Raw genomic sequence first — 24,436 nt, 5'->3', positions numbered from 1 at the left:
GCTCATGGCCAGTTCACCACAAGGTCAGGCCAGATGCGTTGCCACTCCTTGGCCCTGACCCGTTCGCTAAAGATACGGCTCTCCTGGCGACAGCGCGGATTGGGGCTCACCACCAGGGACCAGTTGGGGGCAAAGCCGTAGGGGGCCAGCCACTCGAACGCATCATCTGCCAACAGGCGGACCCCGATGCAGGTGGGTATCTCCACCCAGTGGCTGAGGGCCGAGAGCGAGCTGGCAAAAGGAGGCACCTGCTGGCGCAGATGCATGCGGGCCTGGTTGCGCACCTCCCACAACTGGCCCGGCATCCTGGCGGCGAGCCAGGCTTCGTGATCGGCCTCCTTCAATCCAGTCGGATCAGCGCTGTCCAGATAGATAAGATCGATGTCGTTGAGTGGGGTGGGCTCGGCCTTGTCATGGAGGTGATCCCAGATGAGGTTGCGCACGAAGCCCGCCCCCAGGGCCCAGTCGGGCAGGGCCAGCTCCCGCGCAGCCCGGAGGCAATCCATGCGCGGGTGATCAGCCCGCAGCAGGGCCTCGGTGCAGGCCCGCAGGTGCGCCTCCCGCAGCGCCCCGGCTTCAACCGGCATTGCGGCGCAACCAGACGTCGATGTAGCTGCAGCTCGGCACTATGGTGAGCCCCTCAGAGAGGGTCCAGTCGTAGAAGCGGCGGGCCAGCTTGTCGGCAATTCCCTGTCCGCGCAGCTCGGGGGGAACCTGGGTGCTGTAGGCGTCCACCGTGGTGGCGTCCAGCCGGCGATAGGCAAGGCGGGAGAGCTTGCCGTCCACGGTGCAGACAAACTGCTGCTGATCGGCCTGGTGAAGGATGTCGCTCATCGGGAGTCCTCTCTGGGTGAATGGGAAGATCAGAACATGGCGGACAGGGTTTGCCAACGCCATTCTTTGCGCCCATGGCGGGCTCGCTTACACTGGCCGGCCTGCGAATGGTCGCAAGGCAAGGTATAGAACATTGAGAGAGGATGGATCCGTCATGGCCTTCGCCACCCTGGACGATCTGATAGGCAACACCCCGCTGCTGGCGCTGCGCCGCATCAATCCGCACCCCGGCGTCACCCTGCTGGTGAAGCTGGAGGGCAACAACCCCGCCGGCTCCGTCAAGGACAGGGCGGCGCTGAACCTCATCAGGCAGGCAGAGGCGAGTGGTCACTTAGTGCCAGGAGCCCGGCTCATCGAGGCCACCTCCGGCAATACCGGCATCGCGCTGGCCATGGTGGCGGCGTCCCGGGGTTACCGGATGCGGCTCATCATGCCGAGCAACATGAGCCAGGAGCGGCGCGATGCCATGCAGGCCTACGGCGCCGAGCTGGTGCTGGTGGAAGAGGGCATGGAAGCGGCGCGAGACCTCGCCCTGGTCATGCAGGCGCGGGGGGAGGGGCTGGTGCTCGATCAGTTCAACAACCCCGCCAACCCGGATGCCCACTACCGCTCCACCGGCCCCGAGATCTGGCGCCAGAGCGGCGGGGCGGTCACTCACTTCGTCTCGGCCATGGGCACCACGGGCACCATCATGGGGGTCTCCCGCTACCTCAAGGAGCAGAACCCGGCGGTGGCGGTGATCGGCCTGCAACCGGCCGAGGGGAGCCAGATCCCCGGCATTCGCCGCTGGCCCGAGGCCTACCGGCCCGCCATCTTCGAGCCTGCGCGGGTCGATGGGGTGCTGGATGTGACACTGGAAGAGTCCCTCGTCATGATGCGCCGCCTGGCGCGGGAAGAGGGCATCTGCTGCGGCGTCAGCTCGGGTGGCGCCGTGGCCGGGGCCTTGCGGGTGGCGGCAGAGATCGGGCAGGGGGTGGTGGTGGCGATCATCTGCGATCGGGGGGATCGCTATCTCTCCACCGGGGTCTTCACCCCCGATGTCTGACGGGCAAGGGACCAGCTACTACCAGGCCCGCTCCAGCAGGGCCAGCAGCTGGTCCCTGTCTGCATCCTTGCGGTTGTAGAGCAGGGCGCCGTCGTTGATGGCGAGATCCCGGATCCCGGGCAGCAGCGCCTTGTCGGTGAGGCCCGCCTCCCGCAGGGTGCGGGGCAGCTTGACCGTCTGCCACAGGGTATCGCGCAGTGCCTGCAACGCCTCGATGGTGGCCTGGGGTCTCCCCTCGGCCGGGGTCGCGGCAAAGCGCTCCGGCCCCACCAGGGGCAGCAGCAGGCGGGCCAGCTCGGGGTCGATGCCGGGCCGGTTGTAGTCGAGCACGGTGGGCAGGAAGAGGTTCATACAGAGGCCATGGGGCAGGTGGCAGCGCGCCCCCAGACTGTGGCCGAGGGCGTGCACCAGCCCCACCATGGAGTTGGAAAACGCCATGCCCGCCAGGGTGGAGCCCTCCGCCAGTTGCAGCCGCAGGCCCTTGTCCGTCGGGTGGGCCAGCACCCTGGGCAGGGCGGTGGCAATCTTCTCCACCGCCATCAGGGCCAGGGCGTCACTGACCGGGTTCTTGCCGTTGCCGATGAAGGCCTCGATGGCGTGGGTCATGGCATCCATGGCGGTGGCGGCGGTGATGGGCAGCGGCAGCCCCAGGGTGAAGCGGGGATCCAGCACCGCGAGCCGGGGCAGCAGGAAGGGGGAGGTGAAGGGCACCTTGCGCCCGCTCCCTTCGTCCTTGATCACCGCCACCAGGGTCACTTCGGAGCCGGTCCCCGCCGTGGTGGGGACCACCGCCAGGGGGTTGAGGGGACGGGTCAGACAATCCGCTCCTGCATAATCGAGCAGCCGCTCGCCCCCCAGGGTCGCCAGTATGTTCACCGCCTTGGCGGTGTCGATGACGGAGCCGCCGCCAAGGGCCAGCAGGCTGTCACAGCCCAGCTCCCGGTAGTGGCGTGCGATCCGCTCCACCACGGTGGTGGAGGAGTCCGCCGGGATCTCGTCCCAGATGGCGGCGACCGGCAAGGCCCCTTCGGCCATCACATCGGCCAGCAGGGTGACGAGCCCGCTGCCGCTGACCCCCTTGTCGGTGAGCAGCAGCGGGCGGCCAGCTCCCAATCCCCTCAAGGCATCCGGCAACTGTTCCAGTGCCTGCTCCCCCGCCATCAGCTTGACCGGGCAGAAAAAATCGTAATAACGGCTCATCCCGTTCTCCTCGTGTTCAACCGGTCAGAAGACCCAGATAGATGTGGCAGGCCCGCGCGAGCTTGCGATGCGGGTCCGGGTAGTGGCGAAGCAGGGGCCGCGCGATGAAGGCGGGCAGGATCAGGCTCTGCAACTGCTCAAGCGCTCGCACCAGGTGCATGGCCGCGTCGAGATCCCCCTCCACCAGCAGCCGGTTTTCGCAAAAGGCCTGGTTGATGCCGAGGCGAAAACTGAGGGCGCGAAAGGCGACGGCGGGGTGCTTGAAGCGCACCCGCAGGGGGTGGGGGCCGTCATGGGCACAGGTCGAATGCGCCCTGCCAGCCTCCTCACCGCAGTGCCAGCGCCCCGCGAACTTGTAGAGACTCAGCCCCCGGGTCATGCCGTTTACCTCCAGCCTGATGGTGAGGCCATCCGGCAGGGGGGCAAGCTCGCGGCGCACCGCCTCGTCGACCCGGGCGGCGCGGCACAGGGTGCGGCCGATGATCCAGAGCAGGCTGCCAATCCAGAGGCGCCTGCCGGTGGCAAGCAGGGCGTCAGGGCGCATGGGAACCTCCGCTGATGGCGGACCAGAAGAGGGTGAAGGCGCTCTCCTGCCAGTGGGGGTCTTCTCCCAGTTCAGGCTGATCGACAAAGAGGGAGGCGCAGGCCAGAAACTGGCCCTGGCACACCTCCAGCATCAGGGCCGGCGGGGCCGACATCAGCTCGCCGCTGGCCTGGCCCCGGGCGAGCAGGCTCGGCAGAAAATGCAGGGTCTCTGCCAGGATCTGGCTGCGCAGGGGGCGGGCCAGCAGGGGGGAGTGGAAAAAGCCCAGCACGAACCTGAGCTCACGGGGGTGGGCCTGCATCCAGCCCATGGCCTGGTGCCAGTAGTGGCGGGCCTGCTCCTGGAGCGGCAGGGCGGCATCGGCCTCGGTGATGGCGGCGCCAAGGCGCAGCTTGATGTCCTGGTAGAGGCTCTGGATCAGCACCTCCTTGCTGGGAAAGTGATGAAACAGGGTGCCATTGGCCACCCCGGCCGCCTTGGCGATGCGGGCGGTGGCGGCGCCCTGCAGGCCATCCTCCGCGCACAGGGCCAGGGCGGCATCCAGGATCTGGCGGCGTTTGTCGGTCATGGTTTCTCGCATCTCGCCTCCTAACGCAGGAACAGGGCCATCATCAGCCGCTGGTACCAGCGCCGATAGGGGGGGTGAATGAGGGAGCCTGTGCTGAAGCGCCCGCGGCGCAGCACGGTCTTGGCCTTGGAGAAGGTGAGAAACCCCTCGCGGCCGTGATAGTGGCCCATGCCGGAGGGACCGATGCCGCCGAAGGGGGCATCGTCCGCCGCCACCTGGAACAGGCTCTCGTTGATGGCCATGCCCCCGGCGTGGGTCTCCCGAATGAGGCGGCGCTGCAGCGTCTCGTCCAGGCTCATGAGATAGAGCGCCAGGGGGCGGGGCCGGGCCGCCACATAGGCCAGGGCCTCCTCGATGTCGTCATAGGGCACCAGGGGCAGCAGGGGGCCGAAGATCTCCTGCTGCATCACCTGGCAGTGGCCGGGCACCTCGGTCAGCAGGTGGGGCACCAGTTTGCGGGTGGCGTCATCCCGGGTGGGCGTGACGCAGGGGTGGATCTGGGCGCCGGCCTGCCTCGCCTCCTCCAGCCAGGCGGTGAGCCGCTCGTACTGGGGGGCGTTGATGATGGCGCCATAATCCGGGCTCTCGAGCCCTTTGGGGTAGAGGCGGCGAAAATGGGCCTGATAGGCCTCGATGAAGGCCTGCTCCTGCCCCCTCGGCAGCAGCACGTAGTCGGGGGCCACGCAGATCTGGCCGGCGTTGAGGCTCTTGCCGAAGATCATCCGCTCCACCGCCAGGGCCAGGGGCATGTCGGGGGCGATGAGACAGGGGCTCTTGCCGCCGAGCTCCAGGGTGAGGGGGGTGAGCTGGGGGGCGGCCGCGGCCATCACCAGCCGACCCACCGCCGTGGAGCCGGTGAAGATGAGATGGTCGAAGGGGAGGGCGCTGAAGGCGGCCGCGATCTCCGCATCCCCCTCGATGACCACCACCTCGTCACCGCCGAGGGCCTCATCGAGCAGGGAGCGCAGCACGGCGTTGGTGTGAGGGGTGAACTCGGAGAGCTTGATCATGGCGCGGTTGCCGGCGGCGAGGGCGCCGATGAGGGGCCCGAGGCTCAGCATCACCGGGAAATTCCAGGGCACCATGATGCCGACCACGCCGAGGGGCTGATAGTGCACCTCGACCCTGGCGGGGGCCAGCAGCAGGCCGGAATGACGGCGCTCCGGTTTCATCCACCCCTTGAGCCGTTTCAGGGTGTAGTTGATCTGCATGACGCAGGGGAGCACATCGGCGATCAGGCTGTCGTAGTCGCTGCGCTGGCCGTAGTCCCGGGCCAGGGCCTGACACATTGCCTGTTTGTGGCGCAGCAGCCCCTGCTTGAGGGCGTCAAGTCTGGCGCGGCGGGACGCCAGATCCGGCATGGGAGTGGCCTGGCTGGCCTGCCTGAGCCGATGCAGTTGCTCGGGGAGGGAGAACTTGTCCGTTGAGGCGGGGGTGACGGTGGTGTCCATGGCATGCTCCGCACGAAAAGTGACCGACTGATTAGTCGGTCTAAATCTAGCGATTCGTTGCCGACTTGTAAACCGGGCGAGGGCAGAGGGTGGCTACCAGTGGGGAGCGTTGTCCGGAACTGTGTCCGGGCTCCCATTTTTGAGGCATCCAGATTGGTCTTCTATCTAATAAGGGGTAATTGTGGGTCACCAACTCGGAGGGAGAACCGCACATGACCAGGGAATTGCATAGCCTGCTGGCCCGGCTGGATGACGTGATCGCGCGCATGCCGGACAGTTTCAATACCTATGAGTTTGCCCAGAAGCTGGCGCTGCAACATCAGCAGGAGTATTTCGCCGCAGGCCACTCCCTGGCGGGCCAGGAGAAGAACCTGCTGCGCCTGCTCCACGAGAAGATTGCCCTGGCGCTGGCGAGCCATGAGGGCGTCATCGAGGGGGCCCTGCTGCCCTGCATGACCCCCTGGGGAGAGCGCGCCACCTCGCCCCGCTGGCACCGCAAGCACTGACCCGGCAACAACATGAAAAGGCCCCTCGGGGCCTTTTCATGTTGGGGGTCGCACCTACTGGACCAGCCTGCGGGCCTGCCAGTAGCGGCTGTTCCAGTAGACGTTGTCGAGGCGCGAGCGGATCACGCCCTTGCTGGTGGAGGCGTGGATGAACTCACCTGCCCCGGTGTAGACCCCGACGTGGTACTGCTGCCAGCCGGTCTTGAAGAAGACCAGGTCCCCGTGCTGGAGACGGTATCTGTCCACTGGGCGGCCGAGGCTCGCCTGGGATTCCGTGGTGCGGGGCAGGGTGAAGCCCAGCACCTGGCTGTAGGCGAGCTGGGTGAAGGCGGAGCAGTCGAGACCGGCGCGGCTGGTACCGCCCATGCGATAGGGCACGCCGCGCCACTGCTGATAGAAGTTGTCGAATGCGCCGCTCTGGCGCACGGGAGGGGGAGGCTCCGGCGTGCTGGAGCAGGCGGCGAGAAGCAGGGCCAGCAGGGGCAGCAGCAAGGTGCGAAACATCTCAACTCCTTGATAGGGCACGGGGTTCATCATAGACGATGATCCTGCCTGGAACCTGAATGACAACGGCATTGAGGAATGGCCGCCTGTGGGGGCAGCCACTGGATCACCCCGCCGGTTTGGGGGTAATGAGCGGCGTCAGCAGCTCGGCAATCTTGTAGAAGGTCTGCACCCGGGTGGTGCTGGGACGCCACACCAGGCCTATCTCCCGATAGGGTTTCTCCCCGGGCAGGGGGATAGCCACCAGGTCCGTGTTGTCGAGGATGCCCGCATCTATGGCCATCTGGGGCAGGAAGGTGGTGCCAAGACCGGCCCCCACCATCTGCACCAGGGTGTGCAGGCTGGTGGCGGCGAAGGGGTTGATCTTGCTCTTGTCCCGCAGCCGGCAGGCGCTCACCGCGTGCTCCGTCAGGCAGTGCTCCCGCTCCAGCAGGAAGATGCTCTGGTTGGGCAGCTCCTTGTAGTCGAACGGCATGTGCAGGCCCGCAGCCATGTGGGAGGGCATCACCATGTGGAAGGGATCCTGGCCGACGGTCTTGCTGTGGAAGCCGCCGATCTCCACCGGCAGCGCCAGGATCAGCAGATCGAGCTGCCCCTGCTCCAGCTGCTTGAGCAGATTGGTGGTGGTGTCTTCCCGCAGCAGCAGCTCCAGATCCGGATAGGCCTTGCCGCACACCTGCAGCAGCTTGCTCAGCAGGAAGGGGGCGATGGTGGGGATGCAGCCCAGGCGTACCGTGCCGTGCATGACGCCCCCCTGCTGCTGCCCCAGCTCCATCAGGTCCCGGGCATCGGAGAGCAGGTTGCGCGCCCGCGCCACGATTTCCATGCCGACCGGCGTCATGATGAAGCTCTTGTGATCCCGCTCCACCAGTTGCAGGTTCATCATGTCCTCCAGGGTCTGGATCCCGGTACTCAGGGTCGACTGGCTGACATGGCAGGCCTTGGCGGCGCGGTTGAAATTCTTGTGCTCGTCCAGAGCGACCAGATACTGGAGCTGCTTCAGGCTGGGCCAACGTTGCATAGGAGAAACCCGATCGATGCTATCTATTTGATTTGATTAATCTACCATCGAGAAGCCCCGTTGTCGCCGACAAATCGGTGCCCCCTGGCAGGCGCACTGCCTCACGCACATGGGGTGGCCTGCGCCGATGAGCTGGCGACCCCTGATGCGTCAGGAGCTTATCCCCTTGTGCCGCGCCATTGAAGGGGCGCCGCCATGGGATGTGACGGGGATCGGCCTTCGGGCGGGGCGCCCTGCGCGCAGGAGCGGCCATAAAAAAACGCGCCGGTGGGCGCGTTTTTGCAGAAGGGGGGCGGACTATTCGTCGAAGATACCGAAGTGATCCTTGGCGAAGTTGACCCGCTGCTCCACGTTCATCTTGACCTGACCCAGCTTCTCGATGGTCTTGAGGTTGGGCACCAGGCCGCGACCGTTGGCGATCTGGATGGCAAGGCCCGGACGGGCGTTGAGCTCCAGCAGCATGGGGCCGCGGAACTTGTCCAGCACCATGTCGGTCCCGATGTAGCCGAGACCGGACATCTCGTAGCAGGAGGCCGCCAGGTTGAGCAGGGTGTCCCAGTGGGGCACCTTCAGATCATAGAGATCCAGGCCGGTGTCCGGGTGGTGGCGCAGCGGGTTGCCAAACTGCACCGCCCGCAGGGCGCGGCCGGTGCGCAGGCACAGGCCCACCCCCACGGCGCCCTGGTGCAGGTTCGCCTTGCCATCGGAAGCCGAGGTGGAGAGGCGCATCATGGCCATCACCGGGAACCCCTTGAAGATGATCACCCGGGCATCGGGGACCCCTTCGAAGGAGTAGCCGTCGAACACGTCGTCGAAGTTGATGAGCCCTTCCACCAGCGCCACGTCGGGCTTGCCGCCGAGGGAATAGAGCCCCGCCAGGATGTTGGAGACATGGCGCTCCAGATCCTGGCCGTTGGCGGCGCTGCCGTTGGGCTTGTAGAAGAGGCCGTCCTCCTGGCGCAGGATCACCAGGATCCCCTTGCCGCCGGAGCCGCGGGCCGGCTTGATGCAGAAGCCCGGCCAGTCCTTCACCAGCTCGGTGATGCGAGTCACGTCGTGCTGCTCGCGGATGGTGCCGATGAGTTCAGGCACCGTCACCCCCGCATCCAGCGCGATGCGCTTGGTCTTGAGCTTGTCATCCACCAGCGGATAGAGGCGGCGCGGGTTGTAGCGGCTGATGTAGGAGTGGTTGCGCTTGTTCATGCCGAGGATGCCTGCCTGGGACAGGCTCCACGGACTGGTGTATTTCTGCCAGAACCACATCTGTTACTTGTCCTTACCCGGGGTGGCACCAGACTTCATCTCGTCCACCAGCGGCTTGAAGCGCTTGAGCTCGCTCAGCTTGTAGCCGGTGTAGTTACCCATCAACAGCACGGTCGCCATCAGCACCAGCTGCAGGCCGAGGAAGTTGAAGGTGAGGTGACGAATGAGCTCGTTGTCCATGGCCAGGTAGGCGATGACCGCCACCAGCAGGGAGCCGCCGCCCTGGCGGAACACCTCTTTGGGACCCTCTTCTTCCCACAGGATGGACATGCGCTCGATGGTCCAGGAGAGGATGATCATCGGGAAGAAGGTGATCTTCATGCCGTCGGTCAGCCCCAGCTTGAAGGCGAACGCCGAGAAGATGCCGATCATCGAGATCACCATGATGATGATCGCCGATATTCGGGCGACCAGCAGCAGGTTGAGCCTCGAGAGGTAGGAGCGGATCACCAGGCCGGTGCCGACGATCAGCAGGAAGCCGATGAGGCCGGTGACCAGCGAGGTCTGGATGAAGGCGACCGCGATCAGCACCGGCATGAAGGTGCCGGAGGTCTTGATCCCCACGATGACCCGCAGGAACACCACCATGAGCACGCCGATGGGGATGAGCAGCAGACCCTTGAACAGGGCTTGCTCTTCCAGGGGCAGGCTGTGGATGGAGAAGTTCATCATCTCGGATTTTTCGAACTTCTGGGCCAGGGCCACGTTGACCGGTTGCTCCTGCTCGATCATCGAGAAGGTGACGCGGGAGTTGTGACCGCCGGTGACGTCCAGGAGGGCGCCGGAGTTGTACTCCCACAGCAGCAGGTTGGCCGGTTGACCCTGTTCACCGCTTTGCGGGTTGAACAGCTTGTAGTCGGTCGGGCTGTTGAAGACCTGCAGGTAATCCACCAGCTCCTGACGGCGGCGGCCATCTTCCAGACTGAGGGCGTGAACCACCCGGGCCGGGACGTCCGCGTTGTTGAGCAGCTCGGCAATCAGATTGGCGCGGCTCTTGTGGGACTTGAGCAGCTCGGCGTTCTGTTCCTGCTTCTCGATCTCCTTGATGATCTCGCGGGTCAGGGTGTAGCCGTCGGCGGAGCGCTCCTGGGCGCGCTCCAGGATCTGCTTCATGGCCGTGGCGTAGGGCTCGCTCTCGATCTGCTTCTCGATGGCGGGCGGCTGCGGGTTGGCGGCGGGCTTGGCATGGGCATCGGCCATCATGTCGACCCGGTAGTAGAGCTCCTGACGGCCGGAGGCGGTGCGGATGGACCACTCGGCGCGGGCATCCCCGTCTTTTTCCACGAACGACAGGCCATAGCCCGGGCTCGCGGCGTTCTCGTTCATCAGGGTGAAGCCGGGCTGGGTGCCCGGAATGGCCAGGGAGGCGATGACCGGCTCGCCGGTGGCCTCGAATTCGAGCTTGGCTTCGATGGACCAGATCTGGCGCTTTTCACCCGGCGTGAGCGGGACGTCCAGCGCGATGTGATGATAGAAGGTCATCCCCAGGCCGACGATGTAGAGCAGGGCGACCAGCAGATAGAACGGCTTACGGGAAACCATGGATTATTTCACATCCTTGAGCTTGGGTTTGGGTTGGATATATTCGCGGGCCACGTCGACCACGGCGATGTCTTTGAGGAATTCACGGCCCAGCAGCACGGGGAAGGTCATGTCGCTGCGGTCCTTCAGGGTAAATTCGGCCTTCTCGGTCATGTCGCCGATGCGCACGGCGAGGCGGACCACGGGGCGACGGTCGAGATCGTCGGCGGAAGCCTGACGGACCCGCACGTGACGCACCAGGGGCGCTTCAATCTGGATCTTGTCGTCCATCTCCTGGTGGCTCAGGAAGAAGCGCACCCAGTTCTTGCCGTTGCGCTCGAAGATGGTGATCTCCTGGGCGCTGATGGAGGAGGTGGTGGCGCCGGTGTCGACCCGGGCCTGGAAGGCGTCGTTGGCGGCGTCAACCCAGATCCACTCCGCTTCACCCACCAGCAGCTTGCCATCGACGGTGTGGCCCTGGCTCGGCGCCGGGCACTTCTCGGTGGGAATGGGCATGGCCTTGGGCGGCTCGGGAGGCAGGGTAGCCAGCTTGCTGTCGACTTTCTTCACGGACTCTTTCATGTTGGTGACATCGGTGTTGAGCTGAACCAGCAGGTGCTGTTGCTGCACATACTGCTTCTGTTGCTGTTCCATGGATGTTTGCAGACGTTGCTCGCTCAACGAGATCTCGTTGCGCAGCTCGGCCAGCGTCAGGGTCGGGGCCGGGGGGGCTTTTTCCATACTGACACACCCGCCGAGACTGAGCAGGGAGAGCAGGGTCATTCCTTTTAATTTGCTTTTCATGTCATTCATTTAACTGTGCTTCCTGGAATTGGGTCAGTGTAACTTCCACAGCCGCCATCGGCTAGTCTTTGGCCTTTCTGGCGATCAGTACGGCACGTTTGGGTGCCGGGTATCCTTCGACCGTGAGTGCAGGATTGTGTGGATCCAGATAGTCACTCAGGGACTCGTTAATCATCCAGTCGGTACGACGCTGTTCGTCGGTGCTGGTCATATTCTCGTCGACGATGCGCACCTCGGTGAACCCGCAGCGCTCGACCCAGCGTGTGAGGGCCGCGCTCGAGGGGAGGAACCAGACGTTGCGCATCTTGCCGTAGCGATCGGAAGGCATCAGCACCTGGTTTTCGTTGCCGTCCACCACCAGGGTCTCGAGCACCAGCTCCCCATCGTCTTTGAGCTGGTTGCGCAACTGCTCGATGTGCTCGATGGGGGACTTGCGATGATAGAGCACCCCCATGGAGAAGACGGTGTCAAAGGCGCGCAGCGCCGGCAGCTCCTGGATACCGAGGGGCAGCAGGTGGGCGCGCTGGTCGTTGCCTGCGAAGTGGCGAATGGCTTCGAACTGGCAGAGGAACAGCGGGCTCGGGTCGATGCCGACCGCCAGTTTCGCCCCTTCCCCCACCATGCGCCAGAGGTGGTAGCCGCTGCCGCAGCCCACGTCCAGCACGTAGCGGCCCTGGAGCGGGCTGATGTGGGGCAGCACCCGATCCCACTTCCAGTCGGAGCGCCACTCGGTGTCGATGTGGATGCCGTGCACATGGAAGGGGCCCTTGCGCCAGGGCATGAGCTGGCGCAACAGGCTCTCGGTCTTCTTGCGCTCACCCTCTCCCAGGCTATCGGGGCCGCCGATGGCGACCCGCTCTTTGAGCTCGATCCGGCCGGGGGCCACGACGGGCAGCTTGGCGAGGGCGCGGTTCCAGCGCGGCAGATCCCCGTGCAGGTTGTCGTGCTGCCAGGCGTGCAGCTGGGCGGGCAGGGTGTGCAGCCAGTGGCTCAACCGGTTCTTGGCGATCAGTTGATAAAAATGGGCGAAATCGATCATGGCTTAGTTGGTGTCGCTGGCTTTGATGGCAATCATGGAGCCGAAGTTGAAGCACTGGAACCAGAGGTCCAGGTGGGTGAAGCCGGCGTCCCGCAGGCGCGCCTGATGGACCGCCAGGGTGTCGGTGCGCATCACGTTCTCAAGGGCGGTGCGCTTCTGGCTGATTTCCAGCTCGCTGTAGCCGTTGGCCCGCTTGAAGTCGAGGTGCAAGTCGATGAGCAGCTCGTTGACCTGCTCGTCATCGAAGCGGAACTTTTCGCTCAGGATGAGGATGCCGCCGGGGCGCAGACCGTCAAAGATGCGCGCGATGAGGGCGGCCCGCTTCTCGGGGGCGACGAACTGCAGGGTGAAGTTGAGCACCACCACGGAGGCGTTCTCGATGGGGATGTCGCAGATGTCCGCCTCGATGAGTTCCACCGGCACCTCGGACTTGAAGCCCGAGAGGTGAGCGCGGGCCCGCTCGATCATGGGGTGGGAGAGATCCACCGCCGTGATGTGGCAGCCGGGCTGGGTGACGTGGCGGCGCATGGCCTGGGTCGCGGCGCCGAGGGAGCAGCCGAGATCGTAGAGGCGGCTCTGGGGCTGGGCGTAGCGGGCGGCCATCATGCCGATGGCGGAGATGATGTTGCTGTAACCGGGCACCGAGCGCTGGATCATGTCGGGGAAGACATCGACGACCTGCTCGTCAAAGCAGAAGTCTCCCAGACGGGCGATGGGGGCGGCAAAAATCTGATCGTGCATGCTGACGCAACCTGACAGCCGGTGTGGTAGGCGGCTGTTTTATTCAATTGAATCTTGGGTGGACGGGCATCGAAATGGCGTCGTCACCGGTTGACGAACGGGGTGGCTTGCTCCGGGATCCTTCGGGCTGCCCCTGTTCGCAACGGGCCATGGTCCGGGCCCTCAGGGTGCCGGGCTGGGGTGGGCAACGCATTGCCATGCACCCAGGCCCGGGACCTTACTTGGGGCGCTAGTGTAGAGGAAAGGCGGGCGTTTGTCTTGACGCCAACCCCGGTGGGACCACAAAAAAAGCGGCTTTTTTTGGGGACGGAGAAGGGGCGGGGAGGGGGCCGCTCAAAAGGGCAGCACCCCCTGGCGGGCGCGATCGTTTTCTCCCGGCCAGGGGGCCATCTCCTGGCCGAGCAGGCGGCTGATCTGCCGTGCGAGTTCGGGGGCCAGGGCATTGTCTGCGGTGTGGACAAAGAGGTAGAGATCCTTGCCCTCCTGGAGCCATTGTTTCCAATGTGGCAACCATGGTGGCAAAAAAGGGTGATTGTCCTCGATTTGAGGCAAACCAATCAGGCGCACCACCGGGGCACCCCCCGTGGCCAGCAGATGGACCGGCAACCTGGGTTTCTTGCCCTGGGCATCGATCATGGCGGCCGTGGTGGCGGGCACCGAGAAGAGCGGACGGCTGTCGAGCATGATGCGATTGATGCCCCGCGCCATCAGCATCCGGTTGAGGGCCCGTTCCGCCTCCCCCTTGGCGAAGAAATCGGGGTGGCGCACCTCGAGGGCATAGGTGAAATCCTGGGGCAGCCGCGCGAAGAAGGCATCCAGACGGGCCAGCCCCTCTGGCCCGAAGCGGGCGGGCAGTTGCAGCTTGAGCAGCCCCAGCTTGTCATGCAGGGGGGCCAGCAGGCGGATGAAGTCGCTCACTTGCTTGTCCGCGCTCACCAGATCGCTCTGGTGGCTGATCTCCTTGGGAAACTTGAAGCTGAAGCGAAAGTGGTCGGGGACCGCATCGGCCCAGCGCTGCACCGTCTCCGGGGTCGGCGAGGCGTAGAAGGTGGTGTTGCCCTCCACGGAGTTGAACACCCGGGCATAGTCGGCGAGGTGCTCGGCGGGCCTGGCATTCATCCCCAGCAACTGGCCGGGCCAGGCCGGGTGTGACCACTGGGGCAGGCCCAAATAGAGGCTCATGATGGTTCCTGTCGGCAGGTTGGCGCACTTTTGCCCTCCTTTTTGCGCCAGAACAACAAAAAACAGGGTAAAGGGGGCTGCGGGCCATTTTACCCAAATGGAGGTTTTCCTCTATAATGCCAACCCTTTTGTTTGCCACATTGTCGTAATGCGCGCGACCGAGCCCCCGGGTGACGATGATCGCGGCCCGGCAGTGGCCAGACAACGACGCCAGCCGATACCCCGGCGCCCACTCGTCATCCCGGTCGGGATCGGGGGCATGCCTGGGGCGGCGGCAAGAATCCGGCTCGGGGAGCCGGATGACCCGAGACAGATTTCAAACCGGGCAAGAAGCAGGATCTGGCCAGCTGTGAGACAGACGGTGCTTGCCAGTCGTGCCCGGCGACCCAGGATGAACCGTCTCTCTACCATTTCGAAGGAAGAAGTCCATGCGCTCTATCTATTGCGGACAGGTCAATGAGGCCCATGCCGGGCAGACCATTACATTGTGCGGTTGGGTCCATCGTCGTCGTGATCTCGGCGGCCTCATCTTTATCGACATGCGCGACCGCGAGGGCATCGTGCAGGTGTTCTTCGATCCGGACAAGCCGGACGCCTTTGCCCTGGCCTCCGAGCTGCGCGGCGAGTTCTGCATCCAGGTGACCGGTGTGGTGCGTACCCGCCCCGACTCCCAGCGCAACAGCGACATGGCCACCGGTGCCATTGAGGTGTTCGCCCACGAGCTCACCATCATCAACCGTGCCGAGCCGCTGCCCCTTGACTTCAACCAGGTCAACAGCGAAGAGGTGAGCCTCAAGTACCGCTACCTGGACCTGCGTCGTCCCGAGATGGCCAAGTACCTGAAGACCCGTGCCAAGGCCAGTGCCTTCGTGCGCCGCTTCATGGACGAGCACGGCTTCCTCGACATCGAGACCCCGATGCTGACCAAGGCGACCCCGGAAGGGGCCCGTGACTACCTGGTGCCGAGCCGCGTGCACAAGGGCAAGTTCTACGCCCTGCCGCAGTCCCCCCAGCTGTTCAAGCAGTTGCTGATGATGTCCGGCTTCGACCGCTACTACCAGATCGTCAAGTGCTTCCGCGACGAAGACCTGCGTGCCGACCGCCAGCCGGAATTCACCCAGATCGACGTGGAGACCTCCTTCATGACCGCGCCCCAGGTGCGTGAAATCATGGAAGAGATGATCCGCAAGCTCTGGCTGCACATCCTGAACGTGGACCTGGGCGACTTCCCCATCATGACCTTCGACGAGGCCATGCGCCGCTTCGGCTCCGACAAGCCGGATCTGCGCCTGCCCATGGAGCTGGTCGATGTGGCAGATCTCTTGACCGAGGTGGAGTTCGCCGTGTTCGCCGGCCCCGCCAAGGATCCGAAAGGCCGTGTGGCGGCTCTGAAGGTACCGGGCGGCGCTGAGCTGTCTCGCAAGCAGATCGACGAGTACACCAAGTTCGTCGGCATCTACGGTGCCAAGGGCCTGGCCTGGATGAAGGTCAACGAAGCCGGGAGCGGCCTCGAAGGGGTGCAGTCCCCGGTGGCCAAGTTCCTCTCCGATGCCATCGTGCGCGAGATCCTGGCCCGTACCGGCGCGATGGACGGCGACATCATCTTCTTCGGGGCCGATTCCAAGAAGGTGGTGTGCGATGCCATGGGCGCCCTGCGCCTGAAGGTGGGCCGCGATCTGGGCCTGGTGGAGAACGTCTGGAAGCCGCTCTGGGTCATCGACTTCCCCATGTTCGAGGAAGATGGCGAAGGCGGCCTGGCGGCCATGCACCACCCCTTCACCGCCCCGAGCAACCTGGGCCCGGCCGAGCTGAAAGCGAACCCGGTGGGCGCTTACGCGAACGCCTACGACATGGTGATCAACGGCTACGAAGTGGGTGGCGGCTCTGTGCGTATCCACAACAGCGAGATGCAGTCCACCGTGTTCGACATCCTGGGGATCACCCCGGACGAGCAGCGCCTGAAGTTCGGCTTCCTGCTGGATGCCCTGAAATACGGCACCCCGCCCCACGCCGGCCTAGCCTTCGGTCTGGACCGCCTCAGCATGCTGCTGACCGGCACCGACAACATCCGGGATGTCATCGCCTTCCCGAAAACCACGGCGGCCGCCTGTCTGATGACAGACGCCCCGAGCTTTGCCAACCCGGCCCAACTGGGCGAGCTGGCGATTGCGACCACCGTCAAGGGTGACGAATAAGCCGTTATCGGCAACAAAGGCCGCAGCGATGCGGCCTTTCCCGTTTCCCTCTGGGCGCAACCAGTGTTACTGAAATTTCCAACTATAACGGAGAGTCCCTATGGCAGGTCACAGTAAATGGGCCAACATCAAACACCGCAAGGCGGCGCAAGACGCCAAGCGCGGCAAGATCTTCACCAAGCTGATCCGCGAAATCACCACCTCCGCGCGTCTGGGTGATGCCGATCCTGCCAACAACCCCCGCCTGCGTGCGGCGGTGGCGGCAGCCCTGACCAGCAACATGACCCGCGACACCATCAACCGCGCCATCCAGCGTGGCGCCGGCGGCGGTGACGGCGAGCAGCTCGAGACCATCGTGTACGAAGGGTACGGCCCGGCCGGTTCCGCCGTCATGGTGGAGTGCCTGACCGACAACCGCAACCGTACCGTGGCCGAAGTGCGTCACGCCTTCAGCAAGTGCGGCGGCAACCTGGGGACCGACGGCTCCGTGGCCTATCTGTTCACCAAGAAGGGGGTGCTGACCTTCGTGGGCGCCGATGAAGACGCCCTGATGGACGCCGCCCTGGAAGCCGGTGCCGACGACGTGGTGACCGAAGAAGATGGCACCATCGAGGTCTACACCACCCCGAACGACTTCGGCACCGTGCTGGACGGTCTGGAAGCTGCCGGCTTCAAGCCCGAGAGCGCCGAAGTGACCATGATCCCCTCCACCGAGGCGGAACTGGATGCCGAGACCGCGCCCAAGCTGATGCGCCTCATCGACATGCTGGAAGATCTGGACGACGTGCAGGAGGTGTACCACAACGGCTCCATCTCCGACGAGATCGCCGCGACCCTGTGATCCCCCAGAGCAAAGGGGAGGGCGACCACAACGGTCCTCTTCCCCGGCTCCGACGAGATTGCCGCGACCCTGTGATTGCCTCTCGGGAGCGCTGTGATCCCCCAGGGCAAGGGGAGGGCGACCACAACGGCCCTCTTCCCCGGCTCCGGCGAGATCGCCGGCCGCTCGCGACCCTGTTCAGGTTCGCGAACACACAGGTGCAACACCTTGTTCACCTTCGCAAAAACGGCAGCCCGGGCTGCCGTTTTTTTATGTGCCAGACCGCGCACCTCCCCTTGTGGTTCGATTTCCTCTCTTAATGTTCGCTTAAGTTTGCCGTCCTAGGATGACCCCGTATCTGGACCTCCCTGGCTCTTTTCCTGTTTTTCAGGGCCGAGTGTCGGGATGGTCACCACGAAGCCTGCTGGCAGGTTGTTAGTTCCACTGGTTTGTCGGAGTCTCTCTATGCGTCTCACTCTGGGAGTGATGAAGGTCAATCTGTTGCTGGTGCTGCTGTTTGCACTGGTCTTCAACTGGCCCATTTTCCTGCACTTTTATCGCATTCTCAGCGCCCTTGAACACGTCAAGGCGGGGTTTGTCCTTTCCATTCCCCTGGTACTGGTGGCGGCCCTCAACGCGGTGTTCCTGCCCTTTACCTTCCGTTATCTGCTCAAGCCCTTCTTCGCCTTGCTCATCATGACCGGCTCCCTCGTCAGCTACGCCATGCTCAAGTACGGGGTGATCTTCGACATGGGCATGATGCAGAACATCATCGAGACCAACAGCGGGGAGGCGGGCTCCTACCTCAACGGCTCCGTGGTGCTCTGGTTCCTGCTGACCGGCCTGCTGCCGGTGCTGGTCCTGCTGTGGGTGAAGATTGAGTATCCCCGTCCCTGGTACAAGGGGCTGGGTCTGCGCCTCGGCTCCATCGCCCTCTCCTTGCTGTTTCTGATGGGGGCTGCCGCCCTTTATTACCAGGATTACGCCTCGGTCGGGCGCAACAACAAGTCCCTCGGCAAGGAGATAGTGCCCGCCAACTATGTGCACGGGCTCTACAAGTACGCCCGGGATGTGGTCTTCGCCACTCCCATTCCCTACCAGCAGATCGGCACCGATGCCAGGGTGATCGGCCAGCACGAGAAGCCGACCCTGATGTTCCTGGTGGTGGGGGAGACGGCCCGCAGCCAGAACTACTCCCTCAACGGCTACACGAAGGAGACCAACGGCTTCACCGAGAAGGAGGCCAATGTGGTCTCGTTCAGGAACGTGCGATCCTGCGGCACCGCCACGGCGCTCTCCGTGCCCTGCATGTTCTCGAACATGACCCGGCGTGGCTATGACGAGGCCAGGGCCCAGTCCCAGGATGGCTTGCTGGACGTGCTGCAACATGCCGGGATCTCGGTGCTCTGGAAGGAGAACGACGGCGGCTGCAAGGGGGTGTGCAAAAACGTCCCCACCATCGAGATTGAGCCCAAGGCATTCCCCGCATACTGCTCCGGCAATGCCTGTCATGACGAGGTGCTGTTGCAGGGGCTGGATCAGCAGATCGCCGACATGCAGGGCAAGCAGGGCAGCAAGCTGGTGGCCTTCCACCTGATGGGCAGCCACGGTCCGACCTACTATCGCCGCTACCCGGCCGCCGATCGCGTCTTCCTGCCGGACTGCCCGCGCAGCGACATCGAGAACTGCAGCAACGAAGAGCTGGTGAACACCTATGACAACACCATCCGCTACACCGACAAGGTGCTGGCCCAGCTCATCGACAAGCTCAAGAGCCTGGAGAGCCAGTACAACGTGGGGCTGGTCTATCTGTCGGATCACGGCGAATCCCTCGGTGCCATGGGGCTCTATCTGCACGGCACCCCCTACAAGTTCGCACCGGACGATCAGACCCGGGTGCCGCTCCTGACCTGGTTCTCTCCCCAGTTGCAGGCAGACCGTCAGCTCAATCTGGATTGCCTGCAACAGGAGGCAGCCAGCAAGCGCTTCTCCCACGACAACCTGTTCCACTCCATGCTCGGTATCATGGACGTGCAGACCCAGGTCTATGACGGCAAGCTGGATCTCTTCAAACCGTGCCGGGCGGGGTGAATGGGCCAGAACGGTTGAGCGGCACGACAACCTGTTGCCCCGCACCATGCTCGGCATCATGGATGTGCAGACCCAGGTCTATGACGGCAAGCTGGATCTGTTCAAACCGTGCCGGGCGGGGTGAACCGGCGAAAACAGACCATAAAAAAACGGCAGCCACTGGCTGCCGTTTTCGTATCCGAAGGGGTGGAGCTTACTTTTGCTCCATGATGATCTGCAGCAGATCCCCTTCCAGCAGGGAGCGCTTGACCAGGGCGAAGCCGCCGATGGTGGGCTGATTCTGGAAGCGCGCCTTCACGATGGGCAGGCCGCGATGGAAACTTGGCAGAGACTGGTGCTCGACACAGCGGCGGATGGCCGGGATCAGGATCTCTTCGGCGGCGGTGATTTCACCGGCGATGAGCACCTTCTGGGGGTTGAACAGGTTGACCGTGATGGCGATGGCGCGCCCCAGGTGCTCCCCCACGTTCTCGATCACGCTGCGGGCCAGCTCGTCACCGGCCACCGCCGCCTTGCACACCTCCTGGATGGTGATGTGCTTCTCTTGCAGCGAACTCAGGTGACCGCGGCTGATGAGCTCCTTCACCTTGTCGACGATGGCCTCGTTGGAGGCGATGGTCTCGAGGCAGCCGAAGTTGCCGCAGTGGCAGCGCTTGCCAAGGGGTTCGACCTGGATGTGGCCTATTTCACCGACGTTGCGGTTCTGGCCGAGAAACACCTTGCCCTTGGTGATGATGCCCGAGCCCGTCCCCTGGTGGACACTCACCAGGATGGAGTCCATGCAGTCACGGGACTCGCCGAAGAAGTGTTCGGCCAGCGCCAGCGAACGGGTGTCGTTGCCCACGTAGCAGGGGAGGTTGAAGTGGTGCTCCAGGAGCTTGGCGAGCCCCAGGTTGCGGATCTGGTAGGTGGGGGTGTAGATGACCATGCCGGATTCCGGGTTGACCAGACCCGGCATGGTCAGCGCGATACTGATGAGGTTGCGGCTGCGATCCTGATTGGCGTCGATGAAGGCGCCAATCTCCCGCAGCAGCATGTCCACCACCGGTTGCTGCTCGATCTCGGTCACCTGGGTGATGTGCTGATCGAGCTCCTTGCCGTCGAGGTCATACAGGGAGAGCTGCAGGTAGCCGCGACCCAGCTTGGCGGACACAAACTGGAAGCGATGCTTGATGGTGGTCAGGGAGATGGCGCGGCGCCCGCCGGTGGAGGCTTGCGGCGAGGTTTCCCTGATGAGGCCGTGCTCGATCAGTTGCCGGGTTATCTTGGTCACGCTGGCCGGGGCCAGCTGACTCAACTCGGCAATTTTGACCCGCGAGATGGGCCCCTGCAGGTCAATGAGGCGATAGACGACCGCACTGTTTACCTGCTTGATAAGATCTACGTTTGCTATTTGTCCGCCAGTCATAGTGTCACTGTGTTGTGTAGTGTCCGTTAACCACGGTCCCGCAGACCGCGAAGGCCTGATCAAAGACGGTGAGGTTGGCAATTTTTCCGACCTGGATACTACCGAGACGCGAGTCCCATCCAATGGCGCGAGCGGGGTAAAGGGTGGCCATTCTCAGTGCTTCGTCGAGCGGCAATCCGACCTGTTTGACCAGATTTTCCACCCCTTCGATCATGGTGAGGGCGGAGCCGCCGAGTGTACCATTCTCATCGACGCACTGACCATCGCGGAAATAGACGGTTGCGCCGCAAAAATCAAATTTCTCAAAGCCTTCCGGTGCGCCCGCCGCCGCGGTGGCATCGGTGACCAGCACCAGCCGCTCCCCCAGCATCCTGTGCGCCAGACGCACGTTGGCCCAGTGTACGTGGTGGCCGTCGACGATGATGCCCGCATAGACATCCTTGCGATCGTAGATGGCACCGACCACGCCGGGCTCGCGACCATTCAGGGTCGGAGTCATGGCGTTGTAGAGGTGGGTGGCAAAGCGCATGCCGTTGTCAAAGCCCGCCATGGCCTGGTCGTAGTTGGCGGCGGTGTGGCCGGCGGAGACCAGGATGCCGGCCTCCACCAGACGGCGGATGTGCTCGGGCTTGTTGCGCTCCGGCGCCAGGGTGATCTTGGCGATGGCGTCCGCGTTGTCGCAGAAGAAGTCGATCATCTCGTCGGCGGGCTGGCGGATCTGTTCGGCCGGGTGGATCCCCTTGCGCTTGAGGTTGGTGTAGGGCCCTTCCAGATGGACGCCAAGCACCTCGTTGGGGTGGGCGGCCATGTAGTCGCGGGTGACGGCGACGGCCTGCTTCATGTCCGCATCCGGGCTGGTGATCAGGGTCGGCAGGAAGCTGGTGGTCCCGGATTTCAGGTTGGCCGCCTGCATGGTGGCCAGGGTGTCCGTGGTGATGTGACCGTTGAACATGACGCCACCGCAGCCGTTGAGCTGCACGTCGATGAAGCCGGCGCTGAGGTTGGCGCCCTGGAGGTCAATCTGCTCGATGCCGGCGGGCAGTTCTGCCTGGCGGGAGATGGCGACAATCTTGTCGCCATCAATGACCACGCCATAACCGGTCAGCACGCAGCTGCCGGTGTAGAGAGTGCAATTAGTCAGAGCGTACATGGGAGCTCCTCAGAGGTGCTTGATGTTGTCGGCTTCCAGTTGCTGGAAGTAGCGCACCGTCTTGACCTTCAACTCCATGGTGGAAGGTTCGTCGCACACCACAATCCCTTTCGGATGCAGTTGCAGGGTGGAGATGGTCCACATGTGGTTGACGCTGCCCTCCACGGTGGCCTGCAGGGCCTGGGCCTTGGCGTGACCGACCACCAGGATCAGGATCTCTTCGGCGTCCATCAGGGTGCCGACACCCACGGTCAGAGCCAGCTTGGGCACCTGCTCCATGTCGCCGCCAAAGAAGCGGGAGTTGGCGATGCGGGTGTCTTCAGTCAGGGTCTTGACCCGGGTACGGGAAGCCAGGGAAGAGGCCGGTTCGTTGAAGGCGATGTGGCCGTCATTGCCGACGCCGCCCATGAACAGGTGGATCTTGCCGTAGGACTTGATCTTGTCTTCGTAGCGCTGGCACTCGGCCACCAGATCCTCGGCGTTGCCATTGAGGATGTTGATGTTTTCCGGGCGAATGTCCACGTGATTGAAGAAGTTGTTGTGCATGAAGCTGTGGTAGCTCTCCGGGTGTTCCTTGGGCAGCCCCACGTACTCGTCCATGTTGAAGGTGACCACGTTCTGGAAGCTTACCTCGCCGGCTTTATGCAGCTCAATCAGGCGCTTGTAGGTGTTGAGCGGGGTGCCGCCAGTGGGCAGACCCAGCACGAAGGGGCGCTCGGCAGTGGGTTTGAACGCATTGATGCGGTCAACGATGTAACGGGCAGACCAGAGACCCACCTGGCTGGCAGACTTCAACGGGATCAGGCGCATTCTATATACCTCAGTACGGTTGCCGCACAGGGAGTGACGGCAAGGGACCAGACACGGATTCAAGTTGTTTTATAGCGTAAATAAAGATTGCGAACTAAGCCACATCTATCGGCTACCTTTATCTCTGTTGAGTGATAATGATCACGAAAGCTGGTTTATTAATTTGCGCAGCGAAATAAAACACATAGACTGCCAATCAAGCCTTGATGGCTTATGCGTCGAACGTGATAAGCACTTAATTTCTAGAAAAACACCAACTAAGGAGAGGAACCGTGAACATTCTCGGTTATTTGCAAAAGATCGGCCGTGCCCTGATGGTGCCGGTAGCGGTATTGCCTGCCGCCGCGATCCTGATGGGGATTGGCTACTGGATTGACCCGAACGGTTGGGGTGGCGGAAGCCCTCTGGCTGCGTTTCTGATCAAGGCGGGTGCCGCCATCATCGACAGTATGCCCATTCTGTTCGCCGTCGGCGTCGCTTACGGCATGTCCAAGGATAAAGACGGTTCCGCCGCGCTGGCCGGTCTGGTCGGCTTCCTGGTGGTCACCACCCTGCTGAGCCCGGGCGCCGTGGCCCAGATCAAGGGTATCCCGGCCGACCAGGTGCCGGCAGCCTTTGCCAAGATCAGCAACCAGTTCGTCGGCATCCTGTGTGGTGTCATCGCTGCCGAGCTCTACAACCGCTTCAGCAGCGTGGAGCTGCACAAGGCGCTGGCTTTCTTCTCCGGTCGTCGTCTGGTGCCGATCGTGACCTCCGTGGTGATGATCGTCGTCTCCTTCATCCTGATGGCCGTCTGGCCGGTCATCTACGGTGGCCTGGTGAGCTTCGGTGAATCCATCGTCAGCATGGGCTCCACCGGTGCCGGCATCTATGCCTTCTTCAACCGTCTGCTGATCCCGGTCGGTCTGCACCACGCCCTGAACTCCGTGTTCTGGTTCGACGTGGCCGGCATCAACGACATCCCGAACTTCCTGGGTGGCCAGTCCTCCATCGACGCCGGCAAGGCTGTCGTGGGCGTGACAGGCATGTACCAGGCCGGCTTCTTCCCCATCATGATGTTCGGTCTGCCGGGTGCCGCACTGGCCATCTACCACAGCGCGAAGAAAGAGAACAAAGAGAAGGTTGCGTCCATCATGATCGCTGCCGCCTTTGCCGCCTTCTTCACCGGGGTGACCGAGCCGCTCGAGTTCTCCTTCATGTTCGTGGCGCCGGTACTGTACGTCATCCACGCCCTGCTGACCGGTATCTCCGTGTTCATCGCAGCCTCCATGCACTGGATCGCCGGTTTCGGCTTCAGCGCCGGTCTGGTGGATATGGTGCTCTCCAGCCGCAACCCGCTGGCGACCCAGTGGTACATGCTGCTGGTACAGGGTCTGGTCTTCTTCGGCCTCTACTACGTGGTCTTCCGCGCAGTGATCGCCAAGTTCAACCTGAAAACCCCGGGTCGTGAAGATGACGAAGCCGTGCCGGTACAGGCTCAAACCACCGACCGCACCGAGCTGGCCAAGCAGTATCTGGAAGTGCTGGGTGGTCAGGAGAACCTGGTGACCATCGATGCCTGCATCACCCGTCTGCGTCTGACCCTGAAAGACCGCAGCATCGTCGATGAGCGCAAGCTCAAAGCTCTGGGCGCGGCCGGTGTGGTCAAGCTCGGTGAGCAGAACCTGCAGGTGATTCTGGGCCCATTGGCCGAGATCATCGCCGGTGAGATGAAAGCCCTGCGTTAATCGAGCGACTCG

General features: G+C 63.5%; 23 protein-coding genes. 6 read left to right on the top strand and 17 right to left on the bottom strand.

What is annotated here, in order from left to right; genetic code table 11:
- Positions 1-2: 2 nt before the first annotated feature.
- Positions 3-587 (bottom strand): nucleotidyltransferase family protein, encoded by a 585-nt coding sequence (locus AB5Y51_RS17725; RefSeq protein ID WP_324045046.1) that lies wholly within the window; start codon positions 585-587, stop codon positions 3-5.
- The gene (locus AB5Y51_RS17720; RefSeq protein ID WP_041212700.1) at positions 577-834 is read right to left on the bottom strand and encodes a GNAT family N-acetyltransferase; all 258 of its coding nucleotides are present in this window, start codon (positions 832-834) and stop codon (positions 577-579) included. Before AB5Y51_RS17720 ends, AB5Y51_RS17725 begins: the two co-directional genes overlap by 11 nt.
- A gap of 154 nt (positions 835-988) precedes the next feature.
- Here AB5Y51_RS17720 and cysM point away from each other — a divergent pair, with 154 nt between their 5' ends.
- Positions 989-1,879 (top strand): cysteine synthase CysM, encoded by an 891-nt coding sequence (gene cysM, locus AB5Y51_RS17715; protein ID WP_323941750.1) that lies wholly within the window; start codon positions 989-991, stop codon positions 1,877-1,879.
- An 18-nt stretch (positions 1,880-1,897) separates the two neighbouring features.
- Here the strand turns inward: cysM and AB5Y51_RS17710 are convergent, their stop codons facing one another.
- The 4 genes from AB5Y51_RS17710 to AB5Y51_RS17695 are packed head-to-tail and all read right to left on the bottom strand — an operon-like array spanning position 1,898 to position 5,642.
- Complete coding sequence (locus tag AB5Y51_RS17710; RefSeq protein WP_368178848.1) at positions 1,898-3,079, bottom strand: iron-containing alcohol dehydrogenase; 1,182 nt, start codon at positions 3,077-3,079, stop codon at positions 1,898-1,900.
- A 16-nt stretch (positions 3,080-3,095) separates the two neighbouring features.
- The gene (locus tag AB5Y51_RS17705) at positions 3,096-3,623 is read right to left on the bottom strand and encodes a hypothetical protein (RefSeq protein ID WP_041212703.1); all 528 of its coding nucleotides are present in this window, start codon (positions 3,621-3,623) and stop codon (positions 3,096-3,098) included.
- Positions 3,613-4,203: a TetR/AcrR family transcriptional regulator gene (locus AB5Y51_RS17700; RefSeq protein WP_010674082.1), complete on the bottom strand. Its 591-nt coding sequence runs from the start codon at positions 4,201-4,203 to the stop codon at positions 3,613-3,615. The genes AB5Y51_RS17705 and AB5Y51_RS17700 overlap by 11 nt, the downstream gene beginning before the upstream one ends.
- Before the next feature lie 8 nt (positions 4,204-4,211).
- Positions 4,212-5,642, bottom strand: a complete 1,431-nt coding sequence (locus tag AB5Y51_RS17695) for a coniferyl aldehyde dehydrogenase (RefSeq protein ID WP_368178846.1) — start codon at positions 5,640-5,642, stop codon at positions 4,212-4,214.
- Positions 5,643-5,854: 212 nt separating this feature from the next.
- Between AB5Y51_RS17695 and AB5Y51_RS17690 the strand changes: the two genes are divergently transcribed.
- Positions 5,855-6,148 (top strand): hypothetical protein, encoded by a 294-nt coding sequence (locus tag AB5Y51_RS17690; RefSeq protein ID WP_010674084.1) that lies wholly within the window; start codon positions 5,855-5,857, stop codon positions 6,146-6,148.
- Positions 6,149-6,202: 54 nt separating this feature from the next.
- Here the strand turns inward: AB5Y51_RS17690 and AB5Y51_RS17685 are convergent, their stop codons facing one another.
- From AB5Y51_RS17685 to AB5Y51_RS17650, 8 genes are all read right to left on the bottom strand, one after another.
- Entirely contained in the window at positions 6,203-6,652 is a 450-nt protein-coding gene (locus AB5Y51_RS17685; RefSeq protein WP_029314241.1) for a C40 family peptidase, read from the bottom strand.
- A 106-nt stretch (positions 6,653-6,758) separates the two neighbouring features.
- Positions 6,759-7,673 carry a hydrogen peroxide-inducible genes activator gene (locus AB5Y51_RS17680; protein ID WP_010674086.1) on the bottom strand — a complete coding sequence of 305 codons (915 nt, stop codon included), beginning with the start codon at positions 7,671-7,673 and terminating at the stop codon, positions 6,759-6,761.
- Between the two features lie 297 nt (positions 7,674-7,970).
- On the bottom strand, positions 7,971-8,936 hold the full coding sequence (locus tag AB5Y51_RS17675; RefSeq protein ID WP_039039849.1) for an alpha-L-glutamate ligase-like protein: 966 nt from the start codon (positions 8,934-8,936) through the stop codon (positions 7,971-7,973).
- A gap of 3 nt (positions 8,937-8,939) precedes the next feature.
- Positions 8,940-10,478 (bottom strand): inactive transglutaminase family protein, encoded by a 1,539-nt coding sequence (locus AB5Y51_RS17670; RefSeq protein WP_010674088.1) that lies wholly within the window; start codon positions 10,476-10,478, stop codon positions 8,940-8,942.
- Positions 10,479-10,481: 3 nt separating this feature from the next.
- Positions 10,482-11,240 (bottom strand): ATP-dependent zinc protease, encoded by a 759-nt coding sequence (locus tag AB5Y51_RS17665; RefSeq protein WP_010674089.1) that lies wholly within the window; start codon positions 11,238-11,240, stop codon positions 10,482-10,484.
- 82 nt (positions 11,241-11,322) lie between these two features.
- Positions 11,323-12,300, bottom strand: a complete 978-nt coding sequence (cmoB, locus tag AB5Y51_RS17660; RefSeq protein WP_368178844.1) for a tRNA 5-methoxyuridine(34)/uridine 5-oxyacetic acid(34) synthase CmoB — start codon at positions 12,298-12,300, stop codon at positions 11,323-11,325.
- Between the two features lie 3 nt (positions 12,301-12,303).
- The gene (cmoA, locus tag AB5Y51_RS17655; protein WP_039039846.1) at positions 12,304-13,041 is read right to left on the bottom strand and encodes a carboxy-S-adenosyl-L-methionine synthase CmoA; all 738 of its coding nucleotides are present in this window, start codon (positions 13,039-13,041) and stop codon (positions 12,304-12,306) included.
- Between the two features lie 333 nt (positions 13,042-13,374).
- Positions 13,375-14,223 (bottom strand): DUF72 domain-containing protein, encoded by an 849-nt coding sequence (locus tag AB5Y51_RS17650; protein WP_368178842.1) that lies wholly within the window; start codon positions 14,221-14,223, stop codon positions 13,375-13,377.
- A 428-nt stretch (positions 14,224-14,651) separates the two neighbouring features.
- Between AB5Y51_RS17650 and aspS the strand changes: the two genes are divergently transcribed.
- From aspS to AB5Y51_RS17635, 3 genes are all read left to right on the top strand, one after another.
- Positions 14,652-16,418, top strand: coding sequence for an aspartate--tRNA ligase (aspS, locus tag AB5Y51_RS17645; RefSeq protein ID WP_045525291.1), 1,767 nt, complete (start codon positions 14,652-14,654; stop codon positions 16,416-16,418).
- Positions 16,419-16,518: 100 nt separating this feature from the next.
- On the top strand, positions 16,519-17,259 hold the full coding sequence (locus AB5Y51_RS17640) for a YebC/PmpR family DNA-binding transcriptional regulator (protein ID WP_039039845.1): 741 nt from the start codon (positions 16,519-16,521) through the stop codon (positions 17,257-17,259).
- A gap of 444 nt (positions 17,260-17,703) precedes the next feature.
- Positions 17,704-19,329 carry a phosphoethanolamine transferase gene (locus tag AB5Y51_RS17635; protein WP_042017349.1) on the top strand — a complete coding sequence of 542 codons (1,626 nt, stop codon included), beginning with the start codon at positions 17,704-17,706 and terminating at the stop codon, positions 19,327-19,329.
- 193 nt (positions 19,330-19,522) lie between these two features.
- Here the strand turns inward: AB5Y51_RS17635 and AB5Y51_RS17630 are convergent, their stop codons facing one another.
- From AB5Y51_RS17630 to nagB, 3 genes are read right to left on the bottom strand one after another with little or no spacing between them, the layout of a single operon-like run.
- On the bottom strand, positions 19,523-20,737 hold the full coding sequence (locus AB5Y51_RS17630) for an ROK family protein (protein ID WP_010674096.1): 1,215 nt from the start codon (positions 20,735-20,737) through the stop codon (positions 19,523-19,525).
- A 4-nt stretch (positions 20,738-20,741) separates the two neighbouring features.
- The gene (gene nagA / locus AB5Y51_RS17625; RefSeq protein ID WP_039039842.1) at positions 20,742-21,887 is read right to left on the bottom strand and encodes an N-acetylglucosamine-6-phosphate deacetylase; all 1,146 of its coding nucleotides are present in this window, start codon (positions 21,885-21,887) and stop codon (positions 20,742-20,744) included.
- Positions 21,888-21,896: 9 nt separating this feature from the next.
- The gene (gene nagB, locus AB5Y51_RS17620; RefSeq protein ID WP_010674098.1) at positions 21,897-22,697 is read right to left on the bottom strand and encodes a glucosamine-6-phosphate deaminase; all 801 of its coding nucleotides are present in this window, start codon (positions 22,695-22,697) and stop codon (positions 21,897-21,899) included.
- Between the two features lie 272 nt (positions 22,698-22,969).
- Here nagB and nagE point away from each other — a divergent pair, with 272 nt between their 5' ends.
- Positions 22,970-24,424 carry an N-acetylglucosamine-specific PTS transporter subunit IIBC gene (gene nagE / locus AB5Y51_RS17615; RefSeq protein WP_039039841.1) on the top strand — a complete coding sequence of 485 codons (1,455 nt, stop codon included), beginning with the start codon at positions 22,970-22,972 and terminating at the stop codon, positions 24,422-24,424.
- Positions 24,425-24,436 lie beyond the last annotated feature (12 nt).

It is taken from the genome of Aeromonas sp. R7-1 (assembly GCF_040908115.1).
In the GTDB taxonomy this organism is placed as follows: domain Bacteria; phylum Pseudomonadota; class Gammaproteobacteria; order Enterobacterales; family Aeromonadaceae; genus Aeromonas; species Aeromonas caviae.
Note: the sequence above shows the minus strand (reverse complement) of the source record. Positions and strands in the feature narration are given on the sequence as shown.

What these genes read in the sequence shown, in the direction of transcription:
- AB5Y51_RS17725 (WP_324045046.1), bottom strand. Translation starts at nt 587, where the DNA reads ATGCCGGTTGAAGCCGGGGCGCTGCGGGAGGCGCACCTGCGGGCCTGC.
- AB5Y51_RS17720 (WP_041212700.1), bottom strand. Translation starts at nt 834, where the DNA reads ATGAGCGACATCCTTCACCAGGCCGATCAGCAGCAGTTTGTCTGCACC.
- cysM (WP_323941750.1), top strand. Translation starts at nt 989, where the DNA reads ATGGCCTTCGCCACCCTGGACGATCTGATAGGCAACACCCCGCTGCTG.
- AB5Y51_RS17710 (WP_368178848.1), bottom strand. Translation starts at nt 3,079, where the DNA reads ATGAGCCGTTATTACGATTTTTTCTGCCCGGTCAAGCTGATGGCGGGG.
- AB5Y51_RS17705 (WP_041212703.1), bottom strand. Translation starts at nt 3,623, where the DNA reads ATGCGCCCTGACGCCCTGCTTGCCACCGGCAGGCGCCTCTGGATTGGC.
- AB5Y51_RS17700 (WP_010674082.1), bottom strand. Translation starts at nt 4,203, where the DNA reads ATGCGAGAAACCATGACCGACAAACGCCGCCAGATCCTGGATGCCGCC.
- AB5Y51_RS17695 (WP_368178846.1), bottom strand. Translation starts at nt 5,642, where the DNA reads ATGGACACCACCGTCACCCCCGCCTCAACGGACAAGTTCTCCCTCCCC.
- AB5Y51_RS17690 (WP_010674084.1), top strand. Translation starts at nt 5,855, where the DNA reads ATGACCAGGGAATTGCATAGCCTGCTGGCCCGGCTGGATGACGTGATC.
- AB5Y51_RS17685 (WP_029314241.1), bottom strand. Translation starts at nt 6,652, where the DNA reads ATGTTTCGCACCTTGCTGCTGCCCCTGCTGGCCCTGCTTCTCGCCGCC.
- AB5Y51_RS17680 (WP_010674086.1), bottom strand. Translation starts at nt 7,673, where the DNA reads ATGCAACGTTGGCCCAGCCTGAAGCAGCTCCAGTATCTGGTCGCTCTG.
- AB5Y51_RS17675 (WP_039039849.1), bottom strand. Translation starts at nt 8,936, where the DNA reads ATGTGGTTCTGGCAGAAATACACCAGTCCGTGGAGCCTGTCCCAGGCA.
- AB5Y51_RS17670 (WP_010674088.1), bottom strand. Translation starts at nt 10,478, where the DNA reads ATGGTTTCCCGTAAGCCGTTCTATCTGCTGGTCGCCCTGCTCTACATC.
- AB5Y51_RS17665 (WP_010674089.1), bottom strand. Translation starts at nt 11,240, where the DNA reads ATGACCCTGCTCTCCCTGCTCAGTCTCGGCGGGTGTGTCAGTATGGAA.
- cmoB (WP_368178844.1), bottom strand. Translation starts at nt 12,300, where the DNA reads ATGATCGATTTCGCCCATTTTTATCAACTGATCGCCAAGAACCGGTTG.
- cmoA (WP_039039846.1), bottom strand. Translation starts at nt 13,041, where the DNA reads ATGCACGATCAGATTTTTGCCGCCCCCATCGCCCGTCTGGGAGACTTC.
- AB5Y51_RS17650 (WP_368178842.1), bottom strand. Translation starts at nt 14,223, where the DNA reads ATGAGCCTCTATTTGGGCCTGCCCCAGTGGTCACACCCGGCCTGGCCC.
- aspS (WP_045525291.1), top strand. Translation starts at nt 14,652, where the DNA reads ATGCGCTCTATCTATTGCGGACAGGTCAATGAGGCCCATGCCGGGCAG.
- AB5Y51_RS17640 (WP_039039845.1), top strand. Translation starts at nt 16,519, where the DNA reads ATGGCAGGTCACAGTAAATGGGCCAACATCAAACACCGCAAGGCGGCG.
- AB5Y51_RS17635 (WP_042017349.1), top strand. Translation starts at nt 17,704, where the DNA reads ATGCGTCTCACTCTGGGAGTGATGAAGGTCAATCTGTTGCTGGTGCTG.
- AB5Y51_RS17630 (WP_010674096.1), bottom strand. Translation starts at nt 20,737, where the DNA reads ATGACTGGCGGACAAATAGCAAACGTAGATCTTATCAAGCAGGTAAAC.
- nagA (WP_039039842.1), bottom strand. Translation starts at nt 21,887, where the DNA reads ATGTACGCTCTGACTAATTGCACTCTCTACACCGGCAGCTGCGTGCTG.
- nagB (WP_010674098.1), bottom strand. Translation starts at nt 22,697, where the DNA reads ATGCGCCTGATCCCGTTGAAGTCTGCCAGCCAGGTGGGTCTCTGGTCT.